A 16,315-nucleotide genomic window follows, 5' to 3' on the forward strand; every position below is an offset into this window, starting at 1 on the left:
GTGGATAAACGCGTGTCGAATTTCGAAACGTCCCGTGGGTCCGAATCGCGGGGGAGAAGTGCCGCCGATCAGTCGTCGGCCGGAGCCGTTCCCGTCTCGTCCAAGTCCTCGCCGCCGACGGAGGAGCGTAGCTGGTCCATCCCGTCGTCGCGGTCGATGCCGAAGTTGTCGGCGTAGAGGCCCTGGACGCGCTCGTACTCCGCGTCGGACAGCGCCGGGGTGGCCGGCGCGCCAGCCCACTCGTCGATGTCGGCGGCGGTCCGGAACGTCGGCGTGACGCTTGCGACTTCGTCGTGGTACAGCAGCCACTGGAGGGCGGCCTGGGCCATCGTTCGCTGGCCATCGGCGTGGTCCGGCGCTTCGAGGAACCGAACGCTGTCGACTTTCTCCCAGCCGGTCTCGTACCACTCGGTCGGGCGGTGAGAGCGGTGGTCGCCCTCGCCGAGTTCGGTGTCGGGCGTGACCTGCTCGTTGAGCAGTCCCGAGGAGTGGGGCACGCGGGCGATGACGGAGGTGTCGGCGTCCAGTTCCCGGATGGTGTCGAGGAAGTGCTGGCCCGGCACCTGCTCGAACATGTTGAAGACCGTCTGGAGGGCGTCGAACTCCTCGTGCACGGCGGCGTCGCCGTCGGCCAGCCAGCCGATCGAGGGGCCCAGCGCCCAGCCGATCGCCTCGACTTTGCCCTCCTCTCGGAGTTCGTCGAGCGTCGCCAGCACGTCCGCGTCGACCTCGTCGGCGTTGGCGTTGTGCAACATGAGCACGTCGACGTAGTCCATGTCGAGTCGCTCCAGAGAGTTGTCCAGTGCCTCGCGGATCCACTCGCCGTCGATCCGTTTGGGGAGTTCGCCGTGGCCGGCCTGTGGGTTGTTGTAGAAGTCGTAGCCGACCTTCGTCGAGACCGTCACGTCCTCGCGGTGCTGGGACAGCGCCTCGCCGATCAGTTCCTCACTCGCCCCGTGGCCGTACACGTCGCCGGTGTCGAAGTAGGTGACGCCCTGGTCGATGGCGTGCTGGACCATCTCGATGGCCTGGTCGCGGCTGCGGTCGCCCCACCAGTCGGTGCCGACGACCCAGGCCCCGAAACCGATCTCCGAAACTTCGACGCCCGACGTTCCGAGTTCCCGCTCGTTCATGTTCCGACGTTACGGATGCGCGTACTTAGCCCTCTTGGTCCCGGCACACGCGAGGACACCGGCGCTGCTCGGGTCTCATACTGCCGACGGTACGTCTGTCACGAATGTTGCGACCCCGTGGTCGCGAATCTCTTGCGACAGCGACAACCGGCAGTATCACTCGGGCCGGGGCGGATCGCGCAGATCGGGGTCGGCGATGTCGGTCCGGAAACGCACTGGGCCGTCCACTCGGCGGACCCACCACCAGGTGAGCGCGATCCCGACCGCGAGCCCGAGATAGAGGATCAGTCCGCCCTCCGGGCCGAACGTGCCGCCGGTCACTACGTCGGCACCGGTCTGGCGGACCGAGAGGACGGTCCCCGGCATCGCGAGTCCGCTGACGGGGAAGCCGTACAGCGAGGACAGCGAGAAGTTCCACGTGATGTGGATCCCGATCGGGATGCCCAGATCGTCGGTGACGACGTAGGTCGCGGCGAAAAACAGGCCGACGACGGTGATGTTGAGCGTCGAGAACAGCGTCGTGCTGGGGTTTGTCAGGTGCAACAGACCGAAGACGGCGCTGGTCAGGGCTGCCGCAACCGCGATCGCGCCCCGCTTGCCGATCGGTCCGACACCGCTCAGTCCCTCGGCGACGTTGTTCAGGAGGTAGCCACGCGTCAGCACCTCCTCGAAGACGCCGACGCCGACGAAAAAGAGGAGCGTGACGGGAACGGCGACCAGCGCCGGCAGGGCGACGCCGAGCTGGTTCGGTTGTCTCGCGACGAGCACGCCGTCGACGGCGATCAGCCCCAGGCTCAACTCGACGAGGAAGATCGTCGTCGTCATCGCGACCCCGACGAGGAGTCCGAACCCGAGGTTGCGCCACCAGCCGTCGCCGCCCAGTCCCAGTCCCGCGAGGGTCCGCCCGCCGAGCCACCACGAGAGCCCGATCAGCGTGCCCGTCCCGGCACCGTAGGACAACAGCGCCCCCGCCAGGACGGCCCCGCCCGCGAGCACTGGCACCGTGAGCGGTGCGGCCTGTAACGCCCGCTGACCGACGCCCGCGACCGCCAGCACGAACAGGAGCACCGGTAGTCCGACGAGCAATCGCCACCCCGCTCGCAGGCGTCGTTCCTGCGGGTTCACGAGCACGCGGCGTACGTCCATGATGAGATCCGATCGCGCCATTGGCCGACGGTGCGGGCGGCGAGGGCAAAGTAGCTCCCCTTCTCGGAACCCCACATTTGTAGGGCCCAATCGCCACGTTACGGCTACGTCGCCGGGTTACTCGGCGGTAACGGCGACGCAACGGAAACCCATATCAGCGGGCATCGCCATCCTCGCAGTATGACGAAGCGCCACGTCTCGCTGCCGCCGCTGGCCGAGGAGGGCCTGCGCGCGTTCATCTCCGAGGTCGACGAGCGCCTCGCGAGCGACGAGGACACCTGCGACGTCGTCGAGGACGTGCTCATCGACCTCCACGGCGACCGGGAGGCCTACGAGCGATGGCAGTCGGGCGAGGACGTGTCGCCGGCCGAGCGGGTCCGTCTCCAGGGGTACGACCCCTGTAACGCGACCCTGGAGAGCGAGTACTACGCGGAGAAAGACGAGGACGCGTTCACCGAGTCGAAGTACCTCCAGTGGCTCTGGCGGCAGTTCGACGCGACGCCGATGGCCGACAACGTCGAGTTCGCGCTACGCTTTCGCCGGATGATCGCGGAGCACCTCTTCGAGGAAGTCGGCGACGGCTGTCGCTTTTTCAAGGGGATCACGTTCACCTACGGCCACAACATCACCGTCGGTGACAACGTCGTGATCCACGACGACGTACACCTGGACGACCGCGGAAAGTTGACGATCGGTGACCGCGTCTCCATCTCCGACGACGCCCACGTCTACACCCACGACCACGATTCGGTCGACCAGACCCACGTCGACAACTACCACACGATCGTCGAAGACGACGCTCGGGTCACCTACGACTCGATGGTCCGGGCCGGCGTCCGACTGGGCGAGAACTCGATTCTCGCGGCCAAGTCGTCGGTCAGTCGCGACGTGCCCGCCCACCACATCGCGGCCGGCACCCCCGCGGAGAGCGTCGCCATCAAGGACGGCTGGGAGTCCGTCGCCGACTCGCTCGACGGTGCCAACGTCGATCGGCGCGACCAGCGCAAACTCGACACGACGGTCCCCGACGACGTCACGCAGTTCGACGAGTTCGGTCGCGATCTGTCCCCGCCCGATCGGTGAGGAATCCGTTCGACGGGATCCGTCGAAATATCACTCCCGAGAACCCGGCGAAACAGCCAAGTTCCTCGGTACCGAATCACACGGTATGGACGTGGTGTTCTGGCTCGTCGCGTACGTCCTCGGGTTCGGGCTGGTGCAGTTGCTGCTCTACCGGTACTTCCAGCGTGACGATCCCGCGCCCGACACGACGCCGAGCCGAGTGGACACCGCCGCCCCGGCGTCTGTCGACCCCGCTGCCGGCGGCGGTCGCTGTCGCGAGTGTGGCACGCACAACGAGGACGACTCGGCGTTCGTCTACTGCCGGCAGTGTGGGGCCCGTCTCCAGTGACCGACGAGGTCGGCCACCGTCGCTCCGGCCGACGTGACCGTCGACGCCCGCGCCTTCGTTCGGTTCACGTCTGTGAGTTATCAGGCGTGAAAACGGAGCGAAAACACCTATTACGTGATTCGCTGTGACTAGCGGTATGCGACTCGAGAGTGGTGTGCCGGGATTCGACGAACTCGTGGAAGGTGGGTTGCTGGAGAACCGGCTCTACGTGATCAGCGGTCCGCCCGGGAGCGGCAAGACGACGTTCAGCGCACAGTTCATCACACAGGGAGCCAAGCGGGGCGAGGACTGCCTCTACGTGACGATGCACGAGACCAAAGAAGAGTTGATGCAGGACATGGCCGGCTACGACTTCGGCTTCGACCGGGCGATGCAGTCCGACGCGATCCAGTTTCTCAACCTCGTCACCGAGAGCGGCAAGCGGACGATCACCCAGTTCGGTTCCGAGGGCGGACTGACGAGCCGCCTCGTCGCCTTCATCGAGCAGAACAACGTCGAACGGGTCGTCGTCGACTCGACGATGTTGCTCCAGCACTTTCTGACGGACGTCTCCGAGGAGATCACTGGCTTTCTCTCGGCGCTGAAACAGACCGACGCGACCGTCTTGCTCATCTCCGAGATGACCGACCCCACGTCGTACTCCGACGAGCACTACCTCGCTCACGGCGTCGTCTTCTTCCACAACTTCCTCGACGGCGGGAGCATGACCCGCGGGCTCCAGGTCATCAAGATGCGAGGCACCGCCATCGACTGTGACATCCGCCGGATCAGCTTCTCCGACACCGGTCTCCGGGTCCACCCGAGCGAGAAAGTGGAATCATGAGCCTGTACCACGCCGAGTACGACGAGTGGGACGCCCTCGACAAGGACGAGGCCACCGAGCGGGCCTACGCGATCGGCGTCGCAGAGCGACTCGGCGAGTACAACCGCGAGGAACTGGAGGCCATCTACGACGAGATGGGGACCAACTACAACCGGAGCATGGTCGAACTCGCCTACCGAGAGGGCCGCCAGGAGGCCCGTGCGGCCGCCGAGTCGACGGACGCCGACGGCGACGCGGTCTGGGCCGACCTCGTCAAGGGCGAGACGATCCTCGTCGACCCCGACGAGCGCCCGACCGGCGGTCGCGACGGGCTCCCCTCGGCGCTCGATCCGACCGAACTCCTCGATCGGCAAGACGTCGACAGCACCGAGGCGCTCGATCTGCCGGACTTTCTCGATCGCTGACGCTCTTAGGAGCGCCGGACCGAACGGTTGGTGTCTTTCTGTGGGAGATACACCACGAGGTAGGCGACGAAGAACACGCCCGTGACACTGCCGAGCACGAGGTAGATCCGTACGTCCAGCGCGAGCAGCAGGGCCGCGATCTCGTCGGCGGTCGCGAGCGGATCGGCGAGCCCGTAGACGTGGACGTACGCGGCCAGCGACACCCCGACGACGAGTAGCAGGTCGAAGACGTCCCGTTCGTCCATCACCCGCATTCGGTGAGGCAGGTAGTTAGCTCTTGTTGCCGAGCTGGTCGGCCACGATCTCGTCGGCGGCGTCGACGAAAGCCTGCTCTTTGCCCGCCGGGACGGTCGCACCGGCCGCGATGTCGTGGCCGCCGCCGTCGCCGCCGACCGAACGGGCCGCCTCGCGCATCACCGCAGAGAGGTCCAGGCCGCGACCCACGAGCGGGCCGGTGCCGCGCGAGGAGACTTTCGTCTCGTCGTCGTCCTTGCTGGCGAACGCGAGGATCGGCTTGTCGGCGTCCACGTCGGCCGTCCCAAGCGCCATGCCGGCGACGATGCCGACGATCGTCTCGCGGATCGCCGAGCCCGCGTCGAACCACTGGACGTTGTCCTCGTGGGTCACGCCCCGCTCCTGGATCAGCGTCAGTCCCTCCGAGAGGTTCCGCCGGTGGTTCGAGAGCAGCGTCTGGGCGCGGTCGAGCGCGGCCTCGCGGTCGCCACGACACACCGCCAGGCCCACGTCGGCACGCTCGTAGCGGGCGGTCGCGTTCAGCAGCGTCGAGAACTCGCTGGCGTCGCGCAGCTCCGTCCCCGTCGACTCCTCGGTCAGCGTGTACGTCGTCCCGATCAGCGTCTGGATGTCGTCGGCGGGCACGCCCCGCTCGACGGCCCGCTGGACCAGCGCGCTGGCGACGGTCTGGCGTTCGTCGTCGGTCAGATCCGCCCACGTGCGCCACTCGCCGGACCGCTTCAGGTCGAGCCCGAGCGATTCGAGAAACCGGATCGCGCCGGCCTCGTCGTTGGAGATGCCGGGGATCGGGACCTCCGTGGCGTACTCCAGTAGCTTCGGCAGCGGCCGGGTCTGCTTGCCGTACAGCGTCAGATCGGTCCCCTCTTCGAGGACGCCGGCCGCGACGCCCTCCTCGACGATGCCGGTGTTCGCGCCGACGAGTTCGCCGTCGACGGCCTGCATGTCGCCGACAGCGCCGACGACGGCCAGACCGGCCAGATCCCGGTTCCCGTCGGGTGGCTCGGTCTCGCCGACCTCGGCCAGCGCCCGCGCGAGGACGTAGCTCGCGCCCGCACCCGACAGCTCCGAGGCCCCGTCGAGGCCGACGAGCAGCGGGTTCAGGTGAAACTCCGTCTCGGCAGCGCGGGACTCTTTCCCACTGGCAGACGGGCTTTGCCCGTCGACGACGGCCGGCTGGTGGTGGTCGGCGATCACGGGCTCGAAGTCGCCCGCTCGCTCGTGCTCGCTGATCACGTCGAGTTGCCCGCTGCCGAAGTCGGTAAAGAGGACGGTGTCGTACTCGCGGGCGGCGATCGAGGCGATCTCGGTCTCGTCGAGTTGCTTCTTGAACACGACCTCGAAGGGGATCCCCGCCCGCTCCAGTGCCAGCGAGGCGACGGCGGCACTGGTCAGGCCGTCGGCGTCGATGTGTGACGCCAACAGTACGCGGTCCGCGCGACAGAGGCGCTGAGCGCACGCGGTCGCAGCGTCGTCGAGGTCGGGAACTGGTCCCATCGGCGCGAGGTTGGTCCCTGATCGGGTTTAAATCTCCGGTCCACTCCTCGCGAGAGACGACAGCGAGACGACCGCCGACCGTGGCGTGGGAGCCCCCTGGCCGTCGTCTGGCACGAGTGTCGCGTACCCGGAGCCGCGAACGGTTCCCGACGAGCGGCGAAAGAGTGGAGACGCTGGCCGACGAAGGAGGCGTATGGGTTTCGGAAAGCACCTCGTCAACGGAATCGTCTCACTGGTCGTCAGCGTCGGCGTCACGGTCGCATTGGCCGACGACGACGGACCGTGGGGACTGGGCGACATGGCGCTGGCAGTCGCCATCTCGTCGTTCCTCTCGGGCTTTTTCACCAGCTACTTCGCCGAGTAGTCGCGAGTGGGCGAGACGGTCGCGACGGGCCGTCTCGCGTCGGCTGTCTGTCCGTGACGAATAGTTGTAGCGGTGCCGGCCGACAGGTTAGTCGTCGGCCGGGGCCGTCTCCTCGGAGTGGGTGCCGAGGGTCGGCTGTCCGACGACGTCCTGGTTCGCAGCGACCCAGCGCAACAGCAGGAAGGCGAAGAGGTACTTCGCGCCGATGTCCAGCGCGGAGTACCCCCACGACGTGAGCCCGACCGACTGGACCAGCGCCAGCCCTTCGATACCGACGGCCCAGATGATCGGGTAGCCGAGCCACAGGACCACCGTCAGCGCCCGCAGCGTTCCGAAGATCTCGTCGGTGCCCGCCGCCGTCGCGCTCTGTGGCCACTCGACCAGGATGGCGTACAGCACGACGAGGAAGAAGGCACAGCTGACGAGGTAGAACGCCCACCGGAGCCCGTAGGAGGACGTGATCAGCGCCGCGGCCAGCCCGGTCACGCACATACCGATGTCGGCCGCGATCACGACGAACAGGTCACCGACGTCGACGTCCGCCAGGAGCCCCAGCGCCAGCAGGATCATCGGCGTCGACAGCGCCCACGTGAGGTATCTGCCCCACTGGCTCATGACCTCCTCGCCGGCCAGTGCGTGTCCCGCCGGCATCTCGATGAAGCCGACGGTGAGCCCGGAGAGCAGGCCGAGGTAACTGGAGATCGACACCAGCGGGATCAGCAGCGTCGCCCCCCAGATGAGCTTCGCCCGCGGGGCTTCGACGTTGCGTCCCATGTACACGAACAGCAGGATCGCCAGTCCGGCGAGGGCGACGTTCGCCCACAGCGACGAACTCAACAGTACGTCGTTCTCGATCGCCGTGACCGCCTCCGACTGTGTGGCCTGCAAGAGGGTGGTGGTTGCTGGCATGTGTGTATCAGTGTCGTCCGGCAGACTTAAGTAGGCGATACCAAACCGGCAGTATCGGGCGCGTATTTTTCCCGTTCGAGGATCGGAGCTACCCGTCGATGGCGACGAGGTGGTCCTTGTGTCTCCGGGAAGGGCAGCACACAGCGGACGGATTTCTTGATGTCCACGCCAGAAATCAGCCGCTTCAGCGGTGGTAACGACTAGATCGATTTGGGTTTTGTGGGGCGCGATGACACCTGAACCGGCGACGGCGCTGGGTATTCAATTGCACTGAGCAGGATCTCCACTATCGAATACCGTCGATCTGCTCGTCGCCCCGGGAGTCCAACGGAGTCGGAAAGTCATCTATGACTGGGTTCAGAAGGCCGATCGACAGCCAGATTCTGGTCGGTCTCCGAATCAGGTCGCGCTGGCCGAAACAGTGATTCGGATCAACAACCAGCAATTCTGGCTGTACGCCGCTGGCGATCCCGCAGCGAATGAACTGCTTCACGTCCGCCTCTTTGCGACGACGGCCACCGTTCTCACCGATATCTTTCTCCGTGAACTGCAGCAAAAACACGACGTCGAAGCTGCCATCTTCCTCGTCGACGAGGCTCAACACCTCCAAACCCCACTCCAACGATCAGGACTCCGGTTTCCAGATATCTCGCCACGGAAATCGGAATGCTGACGAACGAATCTTCCCAGAGCTGAAGCCCCGTATCTCGTCCTTTTCGAACTGCTTTAGCCACGTCGAACCAGAAACAGCCGAAAATTGGCTCGGGGCCTTCGCCAACTGGCACAATGCTCCAAACTAAACACTACCGCGCTCGTTGTCCAAACGTCTTGATCGTCCGTTTCTAACGTTTCTCTGAGCAGGTCTGCGAGTTCCATGATCAGTTCTCGCTACGGCCTGCTCATTCCTCAAACCCTCAACTAGACAGTGCCAAAAACCTCATTCGACTGTGAAATTACATGAAAGACATGAGCAAGACTGAATCCAGATCGTTCGGCGTAGGGTCAATTAAACCGCCGCTTCAGGTTGGCCTCCTTTTGGGACTGGCCCTTGGAATTATCCGCCGAGCATTTCTTTTCGATCTCAAAACGGTTGGGATAGCTGCGATTATTTTTGGTGTAATTCTCTATCAATTCGGGGACGATGACCAGTTTGCCGTTAGTCAAGCAATGATATTCACTGGAGGTTTTGGCATAATATCACATAATCTACTTATTCTTATTTTGAGCTAAACGAACTCGGCGCGGATGGGTGGGACGTCGCCGCCCCGATCACCGACAAGAGCGGCGAGACGGCGTGTTCGGACACCTCCGCCTCCTCGGCGAACGACTCGTGTGTCGGCGTCGTCGGCTCCTCGTACCCGTACGCAGAGAGGTGGCATATGATGTGGATGACAACGGTTTCATTCAGCCCCCTCAGATTGGAACAGCTACCCAGTGGGTATGAGGAGTGAGCGTGAGCGTGAGCGAGGCGAGGATCCCCGACTAAGAAAAAGTGGAGTGAAGTGGTCAATCCATCATTGGAAGGCCGCTACATTATAAAGCACGTTTATAATACATGTATTTATTTGGATTGAGCACATCTGTTATAATAGTGAATCTTCCGGTGGTCCTCCTCGGGCTTGGGTTATCCATGGCTGGAGGTTACAGCGTCGTACATCCGCAGAAACTGGTTGATTTCGGGGCAGGCCACTCATTTGCAGATTCTGAATTATCTGACCGAGGAAGATTTGTACAGCAAGGCAAAGGGATAATAGTCATTTTACTCGGTATGATGACCGTCTTTACTGGCTTTCTCATCTAATTCGGTCGTTGTTGCTCATTGTGACCAGACCACCCGCAACCGGTTGATTCAGCGACTGCTGGGCGCAATATCAACAAACGTCAAGTCTCACTACTGGGACGACGATGGACAGGCCGTCATAGTCGCTGACACTCCCTGAGAGGGCATATTGGGATCTCCAGACATCATATGGACCTCGTTAGAATCTCGCCGTGAACGAGAGCGCTCGGAGCATCATTCACGAGTCAAATGGGGACCGAACACCACGTGGTCATGGTCATCATGAGCACAAGGCCATCCCGGTGTAGTTGCCGCCGCGCCACCGCTCGGCGTCGGGATCGCCCTCACCGGGTGCCTCACCGACGACGACCAGATCGGCGTCCAGCGGGCCGTTGCCCCACGAGATGCACTCCCGGCTCTCGATCAGCGCCGGACAGCGCCGGCAGTCGGACGCGAGTGCGTGGCGGTCCTCGTCGTCGGGGAACGCGGTCACACGACGAGCCAGGGGCCTGGGTGCCAAAGCGGTGGCGGACCGACCACAAGAGGTTTGCCGCTGGTGGCCCCGCTGGTCGGTGTATGCCCTCCTACGAGTACCGAACGATCGAGGTGAACAGCGAGGTGATGATCGCGGGCCTGGGCGGCGACGTCAGCCCGCCGATGGAAGAGCTGAACGAACTCGGTGCGGAGGGGTGGGACGTTGCCGCCCCGATCACCGACAAGACCGGCGAGACAGTCAGTCTCCTGCTCCAGCGCGAGGTGTAGCGGGTCGGCCGGGCGTCTCGGCGTGTCCCGCCAAAGGAGTCACACACAACCGATTGTCCTTTAGTCCCGGCGTCGCAGTACTCGGGTATGGAACGCTTCGCCCCCGTCGACGACCAGTACGACCCCGCCGCGGTCGAGGAGCGGGTCTTCGAGTACTGGAACGACGTCGACGCCTACGAGAAGACAGTGGAGCACCGGGCCGACGGCGAGGACTTTTTCTTCGTCGACGGACCGCCCTACACCTCGGGTTCGGCCCACATGGGCCACGCCTGGAACAAGAGCCTCAAAGACGTGTACATCCGCTACAAGCGGATGTGTGGCTACGACGTGACCGACCGGCCGGGCTACGACATGCACGGCCTGCCCATCGAGACCAAAGTCGAGGAGGAGAAGGACTTCCGGAACAAGAAAGACATCGAGGCGTTCGGCGTCGAGAACTTCGTCGACGCCTGCCGGGAGTTCGCCGAGAACAGCCTCGAAGGCCTGCAAGAGGACTTCAAGTCCTTTGGCGTCTGGATGGACTGGGACGATCCCTACCGGACGGTCGAACCCGAGTACATGGAAGCCGCCTGGTGGGGCTTCGCCAGCGCCCACGAGCGCGATCTCGTCGAGCAGGGCCAGCGCTCGATCACCCAGTGTCCCCGCTGTGAGACCGCCATCGCCAACAACGAGGTCGAGTACGAGGACGTGGAGGACCCGTCGATCTACGTGAAGTTCGACCTCGCCGACCGGGAGGGAAACCTGGTCGTCTGGACGACGACGCCGTGGACGATCCCGGCCAACACCTTCGTCGCGGTCGACGGCGAGGGGAGCTACGTCGGCGTCGAGGCGACCCAGAACGGGGAGACGGAACTGCTGTACGTCGCCGAGCCGAAAGTCGACGAGGTGCTCCGGGCGGGTCGGTACGACGACTACGAGATCGTCGAGGAGCTGAACGGCGAGGACCTGCTCGGCTGGGAGTACGACCACCCGCTCCGCGAGGAAGTGCCCGACGCACCCGACGGCGAGGGTGCGGGACAGGTGTACGAAGCCCCGTACGTCGACACCGAGGGCGAAGGGACCGGGCTGGTCCACTCCGCACCGGGCCACGGCGAGGAGGACTTCGAGCGCGGGCGCGAACTCGGGCTGGAGATCTTCTGTCCGGTCGGTCCCGACGGCGTCTACGACGAGGCTGCCGGCAGGTACGAAGGTCAGTTCGTCAAAGACGCCGACGAGCAGATCATCGATGACCTCGAAGCCCGCGATCGGATGCTGGCCGCCGAGACGACGACACACAGCTACGGCCACTGCTGGCGCTGTGACACGGGCATCGTCCAGATCGTCACCGACCAGTGGTTCATCACGATCACGGACATCAAAGACGACCTGCTGGACAACATCGACGACTCGGAGTGGTACCCCCACGAGGCCCGCGAGAACCGGTTCCGGAACTTCGTCGAGGAGGCCCCCGACTGGAACGTCTCCCGCCAGCGCTACTGGGGGACGCCCGTCCCGATCTGGCTGCCCAGCGAGGACGCCGACGGCGAGCCCGTCGAGTGGAGCGGCGACATGGACGACGCCATCGTCGTCGGCGACCGCGAGCAGCTGGCCGAGCGCGTCGACCAGGAGATCGACCCCGAGACCGTCGACCTCCACAAGGACACCGTCGACGACCTGACGATCACCGAGGAGGGAATCACCTACGAGCGGGTGCCGGACGTGTTCGACGTGTGGCTCGACTCCGCCGTCGCGACGTGGGGGACGATCGACTACCCCTCCGAGAGCGAGGCCTTCGACGAGCTGTGGCCCGCCGACCTCATCATCGAGGCCCACGACCAGACCCGCGGGTGGTTCTGGTCCCAGCTCGGGATGGGGACGGCGGCGGTCGGCGCGAGTCCCTACGAGCGCGTCGTGATGCACGGCCACGCGTTGATGCCCGACGGGCGCGCGATGAGCAAGTCCAAGGACATCCGCGTCGATCCCGGCGAGGTCATCGACGACTACGGCGCGGACCCGATGCGAGCATTCCTCCTGTCGCTCGCGGCCCGCGGAGAGGACATGAACTTCTCGTACGACGGGACCCAGGAGATGCAGCGACGGCTCAACATCCTCTGGAACGTCTTTCGCTTCCCGCTGCCGTACATGCGGATGGACGGGTTCGACCCGGAGGCGACGACCGTCGCCGACGTGACGCTGGACCTGGCCGACGAGTGGGTGCTCTCGCGGCTCCAGACGGTCGAGGCCGAAGCGACGGAGGCGATGGAGGAGTTCCGGCAGGACGACGCCATCGAGGGCGTCCTCGAGTTCGTCGTCGAAGACGTGTCCCGCTACTACGTCCAGCTGGTCCGCGAGCGCATGTGGGAAGAGGACGACAGCGAGTCCAAGCGAGCCGCCTACGCGACGCTGTACCGCGTGCTCCGCGAGGTCGTCGCGCTGCTGGCACCGTTCACGCCGTTCGTCGCCGAGGAGATCTACGGCACGCTCACCGGCGAAACGGAACATCCGACGGTCCACATGTGCGACTGGCCGACGGCCGACGACGACCTGCGAGATCCCACCCTCGAAGACGAGGTCGCCGTCGCCCGCGCCGTCGAGGAGGCCGGCTCGAACGCCCGCCAGCAGGCCGAACGCAAGCTCCGCTGGCCGGTCACGCGCGTCGTGATCGACACCGACAGCGACGACGTGACCGATGCCATCGAGGCCCACACCGACCTCGTCGCCGACCGGCTCAACGCCCGTACCGTCGAGATCGTCGGCGGCGGCGACGCCTGGGGCGAACTGGCCTACTCCGCGGAAGCCGACATGAGCGAACTCGGACCGGCGTTCGGCGACGACGCCGGCCGCGTGATGAACGCACTCAACGAGGCCCGCGTCGAGGAGGCCAGCCTCGAAACGCTGGAAGCAGCCGTCTCGGACGCGCTCGGCGAGTCGATCGAGCTCACCGACGAGATGGTGTCGTTCCGCCGCGAGACCCCGGCGGGCGTCGCGAGCACCGACTTCGAGGCACTGGGCGGCCACGGCGTCGTCTACGTCGACACCACGCTGACCGAGGACATCGAGAGCGAGGGATACGCCCGCGAGGTCATCCGCCGCGTCCAGGAGATGCGCAAGGACCTGGAACTGGACCTCGAAGAGCGGATCCGGCTGGATCTGGCGGTGGCCGACGACCGCATCGACGACCTCGTCCGGGAACACGAGACGCTCATCGCCGAGGAGGTTCGTGCCGACGAGTTCGCGACCGTCGACGACGGCCACCGCAAGACCTGGGACGTCGAAGGCGTCGAGATGGAAATCGCGATCGAGGCAATCGCCGCGGCCGACGTAAGCGACTAGCACAGCACGCGACCACCGAGAGCGTGCTGCTTTTTCGCCCACGTTTTTGCGCGAGTGGTTCGGGAGCAGAGCGAGCGAACCCGAAGCGGAAAAAGGTGGATGCGAGATCGCGATCGAGGCAATCGCCGCGGCCGACGTAAGCGACTAGCACAGCACGCGACCACCGAGAGCGTGCTGCTTTTTCGCCCACGTTTTTGCGCGAGTGGTTCGGGAGCAGAGCGAGCGAATCCGAAGCGGAAAAAGGTGGATGTGAGTGACCAGCACAGCACGCGACCACCGGGAGTGTTCCACTCTCGTCGCGGCCTGCGAAGACGAGCGAGTCAGAGAGTTAGCGGCGGCCCAGAGGAGGGATCGGTCGGAACGTGGTGGAGGGGGGGGGGCGTCAGCGGTTGCGGGCGGCTATGGGGGAGTCGACCGATCGTCGGTCGCGATACGCAGGGAGTAGGCGATCAAGAGGAGTCCGCCAAACTGGAGGAGGCGGACGATCAGTCGGAACACGTTCTGGTAGCGGATCGGAGCGATGCGGAACATGAAGAGTCCCTGTCCAGCCACCGCCAGGACGTACGTCACGCCGAAGAGCAGGATCATCCCGATCGAGAGGTACCGCATGGAGGGGTCGTCGTTGCGTCGGAGCCCGCGATAGGCCTGGCCGCCGATGTAGAGGCCAACGAGGGCAGAGCCGGTCGCTGCCACCCCGGCAGCGAGGCCGACAATACCGAAGAGGTCGGTGAGCGCGCTGAAGAGGTCCATCTCAGAGTTTCCCCCACATACGCGAGAGCTCGTCGGCCGGATCGCTCTCTGCCCGGTCGATCGTCCAGTCCAGTTCGCCGTCGCGGATCGTCAGCTCGAACCGATCGAGCGTCGAGACGTACACCGTCTCGTGGTGGCCGTCGCGGCGCGGTCGCGTTCGCTCGGTAAGCAGATCACAGTCACAGAGCTCGTCGACCCGTCGATAGATCGACGACACCGAGAGATCGCAGCGCTCGCCGAGTTCCTTGGCCGACAGCGGTTCCCCACTCGTCGCGACGAGGATCGACCGAACGTGCTCGTCGTCGAGCAAGGCGACGATATCGGCAACGTCTGGGTCCTCGTCCACAGGATCGTCTGACATACGTGGAACAAGTATTTTGTCCTCGGCTGTCCGAGGGCGTGCCGCTTGCGAGGGTGTGAGACGAGGCGCGATCGTGGCGCTCATCGGTCGTCCTCCAGTGGCAGCGTGAATAGCATTCGGAAGCTAACGTCGTCTAGCGGACCGTACACCACGCTGATTCCCTCTGCGGTGGGCTCGTCGCTCAAGTCGACGGTCGTCTCGTCACCGGCACTCACGGTGTGCTGGTCCGGCCAGAGCGGTTTCTTCTCGACCTCTCCCCTGTCCTCGGGCGTGTCGATGTCGTAGCAGATCAGATCCGAATCGGCCGACTCACCGGCCTCGTGACGAAGGGTGACGGTTCGAGTCGCGGCATCGAAGCGTCCGCCCCACGTGATCTGGGGCGGGTCGTCCATCGGATCACGCTCGCTATCCGGCCGGGTCGGCACCCGAGCAGTGACCGTCGCGAATCGGCCGTCGGCCTCGACGTCGACGGTCCTCGCCTCCGTCGTGAGTTCGTGTCGCTGCTGTTCGAGGGCGCTTTTTGTCCTGTCTGTGGAGTTGTCGGCAGCGGATTCGTACCGTTCGATCAACAGGTGGTAGGCGACACCGTCGTCGATCCGAAACGCGTCGGCACCGAGTTCGGCAATGCCAGGGTTGAGCCCCGGATGAGAGCCGCCGACGTACAGCAGTCGGCTCGCGCCGACGGCGTCGGTGACCGCCGCGAACGCGTCGCTCTCTTCGTGGTACTGGCGACTGTGACCGTGTCCGGCGTCGATCGTCGCTTCGATGTCGGGTGCGGTGTGCCTGTACGCACTCGCCCACACGACGACGCCGTCTCGTACCGCAGCTCGTCGACGTACGTCTGAACGGGCGTAGAGGTCGTAGTCGCGATACGATCCGTCCGGCTCGTAGCCAGTGTTTGCCAGCGTCGACGCCACGTCGTCAGCCGTGAAATCGGCCTCGATCACCGTGGCGAGGTTCGTACGCGTGAGGCTGTCGTAGTTCTCGTAGCCGATCCCGAAGTAGTCCAGTTCCATCTTCTGCAATCCCCGTCTGGCGACGAACTCCTCGGGGACGGAACCGGCGAACGGTCCTGGTTCGGCGTAGGTGATGACCCAGTCTTCGTCGGTCTCGCTGTCCCACCCTGCGGGGAGCCAGCGGCGGTATTCCGGCGGACCGGGATCGGGAACGTCGACGCGGCCGTACTTCGGTTTGCTGCTCAGCGGTGGCAGACTTCCAGTACAGCCGCTGAGTCCGGTCATCAGACCGATCGCGGCGGCCGTCGCGCCGCCGTTGAGAAACGAGCGACGCGTCGGTCGGGAGGAGTCGTCTGGTGGAACCATTGTGGCATGTACTCGATGACAGCCGGCCACCATTATACCGGGTCGTCGACCGTGTGCTGGCAAACATCGGCGAAGGATTTATGTGTGGA

16 protein-coding genes and 2 pseudogenes are annotated in these 16,315 nt (G+C 64.9%); 9 read left to right on the forward strand and 9 right to left on the reverse strand.

Features of this window, described 5'->3' with window-relative positions; translation table 11 throughout:
- Window positions 1-68: 68 nt before the first annotated feature.
- Window positions 69-1,133, reverse strand: a complete 1,065-nt coding sequence (locus tag ACAH01_RS15515; RefSeq protein ID WP_372479793.1) for an aldo/keto reductase — start codon at window positions 1,131-1,133, stop codon at window positions 69-71.
- Between the two features lie 156 nt (window positions 1,134-1,289).
- Window positions 1,290-2,300 carry a CPBP family intramembrane glutamic endopeptidase gene (locus ACAH01_RS15520; protein ID WP_170093269.1) on the reverse strand — a complete coding sequence of 337 codons (1,011 nt, stop codon included), beginning with the start codon at window positions 2,298-2,300 and terminating at the stop codon, window positions 1,290-1,292.
- 159 nt (window positions 2,301-2,459) lie between these two features.
- Here ACAH01_RS15520 and ACAH01_RS15525 point away from each other — a divergent pair, with 159 nt between their 5' ends.
- The 4 genes from ACAH01_RS15525 (at window position 2,460) to ACAH01_RS15540 (ending at window position 4,917) form a co-directional block, all read left to right on the forward strand.
- The gene (locus ACAH01_RS15525; protein WP_372479794.1) at window positions 2,460-3,362 is read left to right on the forward strand and encodes an acyltransferase; all 903 of its coding nucleotides are present in this window, start codon (window positions 2,460-2,462) and stop codon (window positions 3,360-3,362) included.
- A gap of 85 nt (window positions 3,363-3,447) precedes the next feature.
- Window positions 3,448-3,690: a hypothetical protein gene (locus tag ACAH01_RS15530; RefSeq protein ID WP_372479795.1), complete on the forward strand. Its 243-nt coding sequence runs from the start codon at window positions 3,448-3,450 to the stop codon at window positions 3,688-3,690.
- A gap of 136 nt (window positions 3,691-3,826) precedes the next feature.
- Window positions 3,827-4,513 carry an RAD55 family ATPase gene (locus ACAH01_RS15535; RefSeq protein ID WP_372479796.1) on the forward strand — a complete coding sequence of 229 codons (687 nt, stop codon included), beginning with the start codon at window positions 3,827-3,829 and terminating at the stop codon, window positions 4,511-4,513.
- Window positions 4,510-4,917 carry a hypothetical protein gene (locus ACAH01_RS15540; protein ID WP_372479797.1) on the forward strand — a complete coding sequence of 136 codons (408 nt, stop codon included), beginning with the start codon at window positions 4,510-4,512 and terminating at the stop codon, window positions 4,915-4,917. The genes ACAH01_RS15535 and ACAH01_RS15540 overlap by 4 nt, the downstream gene beginning before the upstream one ends.
- Before the next feature lie 5 nt (window positions 4,918-4,922).
- On the opposite strand, the gene ACAH01_RS15545 is transcribed toward ACAH01_RS15540, so the two are convergent.
- Window positions 4,923-5,162 carry a hypothetical protein gene (locus ACAH01_RS15545; RefSeq protein WP_153552145.1) on the reverse strand — a complete coding sequence of 80 codons (240 nt, stop codon included), beginning with the start codon at window positions 5,160-5,162 and terminating at the stop codon, window positions 4,923-4,925.
- 25 nt (window positions 5,163-5,187) lie between these two features.
- Window positions 5,188-6,666: a DHHA1 domain-containing protein gene (locus ACAH01_RS15550; protein WP_372479798.1), complete on the reverse strand. Its 1,479-nt coding sequence runs from the start codon at window positions 6,664-6,666 to the stop codon at window positions 5,188-5,190.
- Between the two features lie 193 nt (window positions 6,667-6,859).
- On the opposite strand from ACAH01_RS15550, the gene ACAH01_RS15555 reads away from it, so the two are divergent.
- The gene (locus tag ACAH01_RS15555) at window positions 6,860-7,030 is read left to right on the forward strand and encodes a hypothetical protein (RefSeq protein ID WP_015762031.1); all 171 of its coding nucleotides are present in this window, start codon (window positions 6,860-6,862) and stop codon (window positions 7,028-7,030) included.
- Window positions 7,031-7,117: 87 nt separating this feature from the next.
- On the opposite strand, the gene ACAH01_RS15560 is transcribed toward ACAH01_RS15555, so the two are convergent.
- Window positions 7,118-7,939, reverse strand: coding sequence for a bacteriorhodopsin (locus ACAH01_RS15560; RefSeq protein ID WP_170093263.1), 822 nt, complete (start codon window positions 7,937-7,939; stop codon window positions 7,118-7,120).
- Window positions 7,940-8,143: 204 nt separating this feature from the next.
- Between ACAH01_RS15560 and ACAH01_RS15565 the strand changes: the two are divergent.
- Window positions 8,144-8,739: pseudogene (locus tag ACAH01_RS15565) on the forward strand (IS6 family transposase).
- Between the two features lie 166 nt (window positions 8,740-8,905).
- Window positions 8,906-9,169 (forward strand): hypothetical protein, encoded by a 264-nt coding sequence (locus tag ACAH01_RS15570; RefSeq protein WP_372479799.1) that lies wholly within the window; start codon window positions 8,906-8,908, stop codon window positions 9,167-9,169.
- A gap of 833 nt (window positions 9,170-10,002) precedes the next feature.
- On the opposite strand, the pseudogene ACAH01_RS15575 reads toward ACAH01_RS15570, so the two are convergent.
- Window positions 10,003-10,212 (reverse strand): annotated as a pseudogene (locus tag ACAH01_RS15575) (uracil-DNA glycosylase); the annotation flags it as partial.
- 83 nt (window positions 10,213-10,295) lie between these two features.
- On the opposite strand from ACAH01_RS15575, the gene ACAH01_RS15580 reads away from it, so the two are divergent.
- Both ACAH01_RS15580 and ileS read left to right on the forward strand, forming a co-directional pair.
- On the forward strand, window positions 10,296-10,481 hold the full coding sequence (locus ACAH01_RS15580) for a DUF4177 domain-containing protein (RefSeq protein WP_170093261.1): 186 nt from the start codon (window positions 10,296-10,298) through the stop codon (window positions 10,479-10,481).
- Window positions 10,482-10,568: 87 nt separating this feature from the next.
- Window positions 10,569-13,793, forward strand: coding sequence for an isoleucine--tRNA ligase (ileS, locus tag ACAH01_RS15585; protein ID WP_372479800.1), 3,225 nt, complete (start codon window positions 10,569-10,571; stop codon window positions 13,791-13,793).
- Between the two features lie 399 nt (window positions 13,794-14,192).
- Here ileS and ACAH01_RS15590 read toward each other — a convergent pair whose 3' ends face one another.
- The 3 genes from ACAH01_RS15590 to ACAH01_RS15600 all read right to left on the reverse strand — a co-directional run bounded on the left by ACAH01_RS15590 (window position 14,193) and on the right by ACAH01_RS15600 (window position 16,226).
- Window positions 14,193-14,543 (reverse strand): hypothetical protein, encoded by a 351-nt coding sequence (locus tag ACAH01_RS15590; protein WP_004061491.1) that lies wholly within the window; start codon window positions 14,541-14,543, stop codon window positions 14,193-14,195.
- Window position 14,544: 1 nt separating this feature from the next.
- On the reverse strand, window positions 14,545-14,904 hold the full coding sequence (locus tag ACAH01_RS15595) for a helix-turn-helix domain-containing protein (RefSeq protein WP_372479801.1): 360 nt from the start codon (window positions 14,902-14,904) through the stop codon (window positions 14,545-14,547).
- An 80-nt stretch (window positions 14,905-14,984) separates the two neighbouring features.
- Entirely contained in the window at window positions 14,985-16,226 is a 1,242-nt protein-coding gene (locus ACAH01_RS15600) for a hypothetical protein (RefSeq protein WP_372479802.1), read from the reverse strand.
- Window positions 16,227-16,315 lie beyond the last annotated feature (89 nt).

Origin of the sequence: Halomicrobium sp. HM KBTZ05 (assembly GCF_041530035.1) — an archaeon.
Lineage (GTDB): Archaea > Halobacteriota > Halobacteria > Halobacteriales > Haloarculaceae > Halomicrobium.